General features: G+C 36.8%; 8 protein-coding genes. 1 reads left to right on the top strand and 7 read right to left on the bottom strand.

Features of this window, described 5'->3' with window-relative positions; translation table 11 throughout:
• On the top strand, window positions 1-271 hold a 271-nt coding region (locus N3C_RS14125), incomplete at its 5' end, for an integrase core domain-containing protein (RefSeq protein WP_143312691.1).
• A gap of 586 nt (window positions 272-857) precedes the next feature.
• Here N3C_RS14125 and N3C_RS14120 read toward each other — a convergent pair.
• From N3C_RS14120 to N3C_RS14890, 7 genes are all read right to left on the bottom strand, one after another.
• The gene (locus N3C_RS14120) at window positions 858-1,502 is read right to left on the bottom strand and encodes a plasmid pRiA4b ORF-3 family protein (protein WP_014256612.1); all 645 of its coding nucleotides are present in this window, start codon (window positions 1,500-1,502) and stop codon (window positions 858-860) included.
• A 5-nt stretch (window positions 1,503-1,507) separates the two neighbouring features.
• The gene (locus tag N3C_RS14115) at window positions 1,508-2,080 is read right to left on the bottom strand and encodes a hypothetical protein (RefSeq protein WP_074366651.1); all 573 of its coding nucleotides are present in this window, start codon (window positions 2,078-2,080) and stop codon (window positions 1,508-1,510) included.
• A 55-nt stretch (window positions 2,081-2,135) separates the two neighbouring features.
• Entirely contained in the window at window positions 2,136-3,527 is a 1,392-nt protein-coding gene (locus N3C_RS14110; RefSeq protein ID WP_074366650.1) for a DUF6884 domain-containing protein, read from the bottom strand.
• Window positions 3,528-3,572: 45 nt separating this feature from the next.
• Window positions 3,573-3,968 carry an HNH endonuclease gene (locus tag N3C_RS14105; protein WP_242944118.1) on the bottom strand — a complete coding sequence of 132 codons (396 nt, stop codon included), beginning with the start codon at window positions 3,966-3,968 and terminating at the stop codon, window positions 3,573-3,575.
• Entirely contained in the window at window positions 3,940-4,095 is a 156-nt protein-coding gene (locus N3C_RS14895) for an ADP-ribosylglycohydrolase family protein (protein WP_242944117.1), read from the bottom strand. Before N3C_RS14895 ends, N3C_RS14105 begins: the two co-directional genes overlap by 29 nt.
• On the bottom strand, window positions 4,095-5,915 hold the full coding sequence (locus N3C_RS14095) for a DUF262 domain-containing protein (RefSeq protein ID WP_074366649.1): 1,821 nt from the start codon (window positions 5,913-5,915) through the stop codon (window positions 4,095-4,097). The genes N3C_RS14895 and N3C_RS14095 overlap by 1 nt, the downstream gene beginning before the upstream one ends.
• Before the next feature lie 108 nt (window positions 5,916-6,023).
• On the bottom strand, window positions 6,024-6,206 hold the full coding sequence (locus N3C_RS14890; RefSeq protein ID WP_143312690.1) for a hypothetical protein: 183 nt from the start codon (window positions 6,204-6,206) through the stop codon (window positions 6,024-6,026).
• Between the last annotated feature and the right edge of the window lie 294 nt (window positions 6,207-6,500).

Below are 6,500 nucleotides of genomic sequence, written 5' to 3'. Positions count from 1 at the left end.
TTTCCAACTATGCCTCAAGCAGCACAACATCATTCATAAGCAAATAAGGCCATTTACACCAAGACATAACGGAAAGGTTGAAAGAAGTCACCGTAAGGATAATGAACGTTTTTATGCTACGCATTCTTTTTTCTCCTTCGATGATTTTAGTAAACAACTAAAAACATATAACAGTAGGGACTATAACAACTTTCCTATGAGGCCTTTAAAGTGGAAATCACCTAATTCTGTTCTTAAGGATTTTATCAAGTATGGTGTAACATATGTTTGACAAACCAACAATTAACCTTGTTTCGTGATATTTGATATTGTTTTATACAATTTTGTCTTACTTTCATCTACCACCTCATTTTACATTATACTCATAAGGTGTACCAAAATACGGACTCATACCCTTAACCATAGTGTTTCCACAACCCACCCCTTTAACCATAGTGTTTCTACAACCTACCCCTTTAACCATAGTGTATTCACAACCTACCCCTATATCAAAAGTGTAGCCACAACCCTACCATTTTCAGCTATTCGATAGGTTTCCACCGACAAGAAAAAGAAAGACCAAAAGCAGCACTCAAAAATACTACCTTTGGTCTTAAAAACCTTTATTTCAAGCCTTTTGACGGCTATCCCTATTTTACCTTTGACATCAACACGACTGTCTCAACGTGGAACGAGCCGCTTGGATTGATGTCTTGGGCTAATTTTTTGAACCTTACGTTTACGGGAACATGTCAATGAGTTTTTCGGACATTTTTGAAAAATCGCTGTTCACGGGAACATATCTACGCAGGAAGTATATCAGCATAGCCCATTGAAACCTAAAATATGACTCTTGAGGAATAAGTCGTCTTCCTCCACTACTTTACTTTTTTGATTTTCAAGCATGTCTTTAGCAGATCATTCCTAAAGTCAATGTCAAATTCCCTGTAATGCTGGCTTTCTCCCCATTGCCGCATTGATTCATGTTCCGGATGCTTAAGGTCATTCCATGCTTCAAGAAATTCTTTGTAACCGCCAAAACCACCTACATCTTCCGGCGGACAAGCCCCCGCGCCTGCAAGTATTATAGGGTAACCAAACTCATAATCTTCAATGGTTTTTTCCAGTTCAATTTTATGTCTCCAATAATCGCCAAAGTCATAAATGTACTCAAGGGTCTTATATTTTTCCAGATAGTTATCAATTTTGACCGTTTGAGGCTGTCTAACGGTTGTTTCAATTATCCTGGCTATAATGCCATGAGGGTCTTCCTTTCTTGTTGGCTTTTTGCTTTTGTACTTGGCAGAGTAAAATTTAAATACCTCATAGGATTCTTCGTCATTTGTAATTCTGAGTTTCTCCTGCGGAAACTCAAATTCATAAAGATGATAATCCCGCCAACCCATTGAAAATTGTATTGTGTCATGCAGGCGTCTGAAGGTAACATCCGCCGGGATAACTACCCTTCTCCATATTAGTGGTTCGGAATCAATTAATTCGATTTTTATCTGAAAGGCTTTCATCACTTTCACCTGAATTCCTTTCCCGTTATTCTTTTAATCACTTTACAGAACTGCCTCCATTCTTCTGGAAACTTATTGTCGCCATATTTTCTGACGGTTCTCCCGTCTGTAATTATTTCAACGCTCCATTGAGTCCCGTCACAGACTCCGGGTTCTACGTATTTTGCTTTCCAGTTCAGCAGATTGATCTCTTTTAAACTCTTAATGAATTCTTCTGCAGTTTTATTTCGGATGGATCTTGTACTGGTTTTTTCAGAACCACCCTCTTTGAACAGCCATGTAGTTTTAAGATTTTTCAAATCAATATCTACATGATAATACCCGCCAAAGTAACCACCCACGGATGCTTTAAGCCCTTTAATCTGACCGTATATGATGTCAAGCACCTGCTCCCGGTTCCACTCATTTTTACAATCCTTGCAGTAGTATTCCGGACCGCCTTCTATAATGCAACAACCGCCCAATTTTACTTTTCCGGCTTCCGCTTCCTGAAAAAGTTCAAAACCTGGCATACCATATACAATTTTGACCGAATTCTTAGACCCGCATTTAGGGCATTTTTTATAATTAACAGCCACTTTTCCTCACCTCTTTGCTATATAGCAGTCATTATTAATCCACTACTTCTTTGCCTTATCTATTTCTGAGGTCATACCTGGTTTTTATAGTCGAACTATAACCGCTGGGAGTAGTATGTAAAACTTCATCACCAGGCATCATTTTCTTATACATAATCCTGCATATCTGCGGCATCCTGTTTTTCATGCCCATCTGCTTATGAATATCCCCTGAAACCAAATCAATATAGTCTTCGCCTCGCAATTTTGCTTCCTGTAACAATTTTTCTATGTACTGCCTTACATTATCGGCTGTTTTCCCTTGTGAACCCGTAGCTTCAACAGGCATCCTGACACTATCTTTTGCTCTTTGTACACGTGCTCTACGCCCCGTATTGTTTCTGTAACTATCGTTTCCAAATCTGGCAAGCCACTTAACCCGCTCTAATTCTTCATCAGATAAAGGTTGTCCCAGTAAACCCTGTCTATTCCAAAGGCCGCTGCTTGCAATCTCCGGCACAGGGCTATGCAAACCTAGCCAATTGCTGCTCGGGCCAAATGATGAACGTCTGTTTAGTGATGCAATAATACCTTCTTCTAACCTTAATCGCTCAGCTTCTTTATCAACCGGAAAACAAACAAAGGTGATGTTATCTCTTAAATATCGGCTAATTTTTGCCTCAAGTTCAGTTTCAAGCCCTTCATTTATTAAGTGTCCATAGTTTCTTTCATTTTCAGAATTATGCATATCAATTTCCCACACTTGTAAATATGGATCCGATGCCATTTTCAAAAAAGCCCTACCGATATTTTTACGGAAAATACTACCGTCAGCATCCTCTTTCACAAAGTGATCTCTTAATCTTTGCAACAAACGGTCTTGCCCTCTATGGGTACCTACTCTGACTATTCTATCCATACCATGATAATACTCGCCTTTTGCAAACATGATGTATATACCATTTTGATAAGGAATCCGATTTATCATCGTCCAATCCAATCGCGGCAGACCATTGAAAAGCATATGAAGAACTATCGTTTTATCTGATTCGCTTTCAAGCCTAATCAGTCTCTTTAACTCTGGAATCCATTCCCCTTGACGTTTACTTTTCAAAGGAAGCCAAAAATGATTCATATGGGGCAACAGATTTTCATGATAAACTTCGCCGGCCAAAATAATAAACTCATCGTGCTCTAAGTCGGAAACTTTGCGTAAATCGTTTAGCACCGTGTCTCCCCATGCTCGCCGTTCCCGGGCACTTTTCTCTTCCAATGTTTCGTTGTAAGGTTCAATTATCATATCCTCCGGCACTAAGCCATATTTTGCAGAAAGGATAAATATTTTATCTGCAATAAGCTTTGCAAAAGAAAAGGCCAGCTGAAACCGCGGACTTTCTGAATACAAATCTCTAGCTGGACATTTATATGCTTTTTTTATACTCGTGCATGAAATCAAAGCAATTCTCAATTCTTCATCCTCCCTAATGCAGTTGAAACTATTCACCCTATATTTTTATAGAAATGCAGCCACTAACTTTAGTTTCGACTTATCCTCTTCAAGGTCCAATACATGCATTTTTCTATGACAGTTTGGGCATAATGCCACAGTGTTATCTAAAGTATCAGTTCCACCTTTTGATAACCATTCTACATGGTGCGTTTCCAAATACAGCTCTCCATCTTTATTTTTAAACGGTGCCTCCCTTTCACAAAGCTGACAAATACCATTTGCTCGTCTTTTGGCGTATTCTGAAACATAAGCATTACGTTCATATATAGTTGTTACAGCATTTCTCACGCTTGTTTTTTCTGACTGTGACTCTTTTGCTCTTTGGGCAAGTGTTTCATTATCTAACTTCTTAGCTTGCTTCTCCTTTTCTTCATATTTTGTTTGAATTAAACCACACACCTGCTTCAGCAGGTGTGTGGTTTAATTTTAGAAACTCTACAGGCCACCCCAGGGCATCACCGACTGCGCCGCCCAAAAGGCAACCACGAAAATGGTCTTTATCCCTTTTGCCACTATTTAATCCCATTATACGCTTACCTTCCATATCTGATTTGTTAGCGCTAGTAATAATTCCTGCCGTTTGATAATTTCATCTTTACCCCAAGAAGTAAAACTGAATAGATTTTTATTTGCAAAGTTATTCCATGCCGTATTGGCACCTATATTTATTATCGCAGCTATTGATTGCGTTAACCTAATATCGGATTTGCGATACTCCCTTGTCTTTCCATTAAACCAGTCGGCATCTGTTATTTTATTAACCTTATTCAATGCCTGATTAATATTTGACTCAACTAATGTGAGGTTGCCTAGTAAATGTAAGTAGAATTCATATTCATTCTTATCTTTAAATGTCTGCGGAATATTCCCTCCGTCAGGAGTTTTGGGAATAATATGTTCAATTTGCAAGCTTTTATAGTAGCTCATTGGATGTACAGGCAAATTGCTCATTTGCCTAATATAATTTTCTATTCTGCCAAAATAGTATTTAACCCTATATTGAGGTCTTATATCAAATTCACTTATTGTTTTAAATACTTGGCTAAAGCTAATATTTTTGTTTTGTACTTCTGCCCCGATTTTAGTTTTTATAAAATCTTTTAAACTATCAAGCGTATCAATATTTCTTAACTCTTTTGCCCAATTTGAAAAACGGCTTTCAAATGTTTTGGTTTGTTCACGTGTCATTGTGTAATAAAACACCAATACCTCAAGGTTTTTACACAAGAGTTCAACAGTTGCTTTATTATTCCTTAAATTATTTTTTAATGCGAGCAAAAGTATAATGTGCTGTCGAAAAGTACTTTTACCGATATGCCCTATATATGTAAGCGATGGATAATTTGGATCTTCAGTATCAGCTATGGTAGCTTTAACAAAATCCCTATAATATGCTGAACTTTCTTTTAGCTCTTCAGCAAACTGTAAAGGATTATCCTGATATTTTATTGCTTTCTTTCCCTCATCAGATATGATCCATTTATAAATTTCATCTTCTCTTAACATGCCATTATAATATTTTGCCATTAAAAAATAACGTAGGAAACGAAGAGGTTTATCCCCTTCACCACATTTTTCAAGATTTGATATCATTTCTTTCCAGACGACTTTTACTTTTGCGAAATCTTGTTGATTTGATTCTTTAAATATTAAGTTTTTAAGCAAATCCATTGGGCTTAGCCCAGCACCACGTTGGTTGATAGTTTCAAATATTTTTAAAGCACTACTTATGTTTTCCGGGATTATGACAACCATTTCTACTTTGATAAGAAAATATGTGATAAAATCTAAGAGATAAGTTTTATCTATATTCTCAATATATGAAAATATTTTTTCATATGCTTCCATCATTTTATTGATTGAATTAGTTGTGTCACCTTTAAAATCGGTTTCCTCTATTAAACAATTCATGTAATCTTTTGCTTCTTCATACTGAAGTATGAGGCGAGGTTTACTACGTCCAGTTCCTAAATCATAGCTATAAAGAAGTTCATCAATCTTTTTTCTGATTTCTTCTAATCTTTTAGTCCCAACAGTATTAGGATCTACCTTGTTCTTTAAATATTCTCTAAAAGCACACAGGGTAAGAACTATTGTTGTCAACCTCTGCTGGCCATCAATAACGTCATAATCACCGTCTGGTTTTCTTACAATTATTATTGAACCAATAAAATAGCTTGCCTGCTCATTCATGGGTTTATTTTCTGAAAATTCGTTTTCAATATCCTCAAAAAATTGAGCAACATGTTCTTCGGCTTTCCAAACATATTCTCGCTGATAATCCGGTATTGTAAAGTAAAATTTCATTAATTCACTAATAGGTTTAACATCAGCTTTTATTTCCATTTTTATCCCCTTTCCTATTACACATATTTAAAGCAAAACCTTCAATCATAATATCGTTATGAAAAGATTTCCATAAAAAACAAAAAAAACTATTTACCAAACATCAGCTTAGCACACCAATGTTATATCATAATTTTCATGCATTTTGAGATATTTTAATTTCTCCCTTACCTCAAGCCCCGCCTTCAATACAAACACCACCTCCACCAGCGACTTTACCCGTATTCTCTCCACTAGCGAAGTAAACAAATCCTCATCAAACTCAATCACAAATTCCTTTCCCTTAATCATTTTTTCTATTTTTCTATCTACCGAACCTTTGAAAGAGCATCTTTCTGTTTAAACTCCACCTTAATAAAGGCCGAAGGCTCTTGGCTTAGTTCCTCCATCTCTTCGGTTATCCTATCATATTTCTCGTTATAATACGAGCTTATAACTTTACTTCGACTGTGTCAAGAGTTTGTGGGTAAGTCTCCCGATCCCCGAATGGCTGTCAAAGATGATTATCAAATGTTGCAATCGTGACTCAAACGATGTAGAAAATGTGACATGCCTCCCGACCGAGTTCGACCTGCATCCATCATT

It is taken from the genome of Clostridium sp. N3C, assembly GCF_900095445.1.
In the GTDB taxonomy this organism is placed as follows: Bacteria; Bacillota; Clostridia; order Clostridiales; family Clostridiaceae; genus Clostridium_AU.
This window is presented reverse-complemented; position numbering and strand designations above follow the sequence as displayed.